Below are 2,880 nucleotides of genomic sequence, written 5' to 3'. Positions count from 1 at the left end.
TGTGTCTGAACGCCGGAAAGTGGTTAAAAAGTAGCCGATGTAAGTCGAGCCAGTAGGTGTTTAGCGGTGTTACAGCCTGAGTGCGGTACTGGCTGAGGTACTATGAGAAATCCAGGCTAAGGCAATACTTTTATTGTAATTAGCACGCACCATTTCAGGGTAGGCAATTCTTGAGAAGGTAGCAGCCGACGCAATTGAAACCCCGGTTACGGCGCCAAATACCGTATTTCCACCTACTGTTGCTAAGGCGAGACGGCCCGGAAGACGACGGCAGGTTCGGTCAACAATACGAAATAAATCAGACGCTGCCCCTGACTTAGAGAGTATCTCACCGAGCAACACAAATAGCGGTATGGTGGCAAATACGTAGGATTTAATTGCCCCGTAAGCAGAGCTTGAGAGTAGCGAGCCAGCTATATCGTAATTTCCCATTATATAGGCAAGGCCAAGAAAACTTGACAAACCTAAACAAATTACAACAGGAATGCCTATCAGTACGCTACCCAGTAACGAAAATACTAAAATCAGGGTTAACAGGGTGCTATCCAAGATGCACCTCCTCTTCTTTCATTTGCGTTATATAGCGGTCGTCGCCAGTCACAATGACAAGCACGGATCTAATGGCTAGGGAAATAAAGTTGATAACTGCAAATGCTGAACAAACAACGATGGCAAAACGGGATGGGAGCGTCGGAACGCGCAAACTCGCATGCCCTTCAAATGTTTTTCTTACCCAGGCACTTACCATTGGATCCCATGAGTAATAAGCAATGAGGGAAAACAATACTGCACCTAATAAATAGCCAATTAGCCATAATGTTCTTGAAACTATTCTAGGTGCAAATGTATCCGTCAGCTCTGTTCTGAGAAGTCCACCTATTCTCACTGTGTAAGAGAGCTGCAGAAATGCTATAATTAACAGCGTATTTGCTACAACTTCTGCTACCCCTACAATAGATTTATTTAAGAGTAACCGACTGAGTACATCTGCTCCGATTAGTAGCGCTAATAAAGAGAGGGCGATGGCTGACACTATCATTAAAGATTTGCTTACCCACGATAGTAAAATGTCAATTTTTTTTGCTAAATTTATTATCAGCATAATGGCTACTCTGGATACGAAATATCGCGTTAATGTTTAGGAGGGCAATGCCCTCCTAACATAGGACTTGTTAATCGATTTCATACCGCAGTGGCCATTCGTAGCCCAGTTCCTCTAACTGATCCATATAAAAATTCATTACTTCGGAGCCCGGCAGGCCACGGGTATTAGCTTCTTGCGCCATACGGTTAGGAAATTCGCTAAGCGCGTTTGCCCAATCTTCTTTAGCCTGTTCATTAATTTCTCGAACTTCGACGCCTTCAGCTTTAAGTTTAGCAATACCTTCTTGCTCGCTTGCAACACATAAATCAGCTGTTGCTTGTTCATATTCTAAAGCAACTTCTTGTAAAATTTCTTGTACATCTTCCGGTAGCCGATTCCATGTATCTAAATTAATGGTAACGGAGTTAACATACTGTGCCCCAAAATTAACAAGAGTGAAGTAATCAGCAACTTCGTATAGACTGAATGAAGCCCACCATGGCACGGCACTAATATAACCTTCATAGACTCCTGTTTGAATTGATTGATAGGCCTCATTCAAATTTGAAGTGACGGGCGTTGCGCCTGCAATCCAGTCTAAGTTTACTCCTGCTCCAGCAATTCTTTTACCTTGCAATTCTTCAAAATCAGACCAGGCAAAATTAGTACCTAATCCGTAATTTTCTAAACAGCTACCAGTTAAATATTTTTGATTAAAATCGGTTTCAAAATAATCAATTAGCTCTGGGAAAGCTTCAAGTGTGGCACGTCCTGCTTGTGTTGCCTGGTGACCATCTGGCGTGCCAAACGGTAAGAATAGAGTGAAATTATGTAAAAAGGCATTTGAAGGCTCAAATATTAAACTTGCAAAGCCAATATCTAATAAACCATCTCGAGTAGCATCAAGTACTTCTGTTACACTCGCAACAGCGCCAGCATGGAGCTCTTGGATTCTAATTGTATGATCGGTTCTTTCTTCAACCCTTCTTTTTAGCTCTGGTGCGAAGAAGCTATGCGCTGTTTCAGTATAGGCTAATAAACCTATAGGATGCCCTGAGCCAACGCGAAGCGTTATTTCGTCTGAAATCGCAGTGTTTGCGTAAGCAAGTAAACCTATAGAAGAGATAAATGCTATTTTTTTCTTAGGAAATTTCATGATGTTCCCTGCCGTTAATTATTAAAAATGTTAGCTATAAAGCTACCCATAAATCTAAGTAACAGCTCATAACTTATGCACTGTATGAATAGATAACAAATATGGTTTGCATATAGTTATCATATTTATTACATATATCAGTTTTTCTTGATATTTAAATGTTGTTGATTATAAAGATTTTTTATGAAAATTTAGCATGTGCAATGCCTTGTTGCAGGCAGTCGTTTTTCTATAAACGGCGCTTTACAATGCTATTGAGCTTGGATTTCAATCGGGAGGGCGGAGCTTTCTGTGGAGATGGCGAACTTGAAGCCCAGTCCGTCATTTCAGCTAAGGTGGCTACAAGAACCCCTCAGTTTCAGATCTCAATTAACGCACATAATCGCGAGCAGCAGTCTCAGTGTTGTTGTTGTGGGAGGACGCTTAAGCGCACGATAGAAGAGGCCGCAATTGGAGGTAGTTAAAAATATACCTATTATCCATTATAAAACTGTTTTAGTAACTCACTTAGGCGCGTTTTGTAAGTGCCTATTCAAAATTAATCGCGTGATCAGTTCCGTAACCACCGAGTAAGCGGTGTACCTCTTCATGTAGACGTTCAAACGAGAGATAGGCACTCAAGGGCAGCCAGGTGTACTTC

At 41.5% G+C, this 2,880-nt stretch carries 3 protein-coding genes and 1 pseudogene; all 4 read right to left on the bottom strand.

Features of this window, described 5'->3' with window-relative positions; genetic code table 11:
- Positions 1-69: 69 nt before the first annotated feature.
- Positions 70-549 (bottom strand): TRAP transporter large permease subunit, encoded by a 480-nt coding sequence (locus HUO07_RS21405; protein WP_176305127.1) that lies wholly within the window; start codon positions 547-549, stop codon positions 70-72.
- A complete protein-coding gene (locus HUO07_RS21400; RefSeq protein ID WP_176305126.1) occupies positions 542-1,102 on the bottom strand; it encodes a TRAP transporter small permease in 561 nt (186 codons plus the stop codon). Before HUO07_RS21400 ends, HUO07_RS21405 begins: the two co-directional genes overlap by 8 nt.
- Before the next feature lie 70 nt (positions 1,103-1,172).
- Positions 1,173-2,240, bottom strand: coding sequence for a C4-dicarboxylate TRAP transporter substrate-binding protein (locus HUO07_RS21395; protein ID WP_176305125.1), 1,068 nt, complete (start codon positions 2,238-2,240; stop codon positions 1,173-1,175).
- Between the two features lie 528 nt (positions 2,241-2,768).
- Positions 2,769-2,880 (bottom strand): annotated as a pseudogene (locus HUO07_RS21390) (IS630-like element ISHsp2 family transposase); the annotation flags it as partial.

The organism is Vreelandella maris (genome assembly GCF_013371085.1).
In the GTDB taxonomy this organism is placed as follows: domain Bacteria; phylum Pseudomonadota; class Gammaproteobacteria; order Pseudomonadales; family Halomonadaceae; genus Vreelandella; species Vreelandella maris.
Note: the sequence above shows the minus strand (reverse complement) of the source record. Positions and strands in the feature narration are given on the sequence as shown.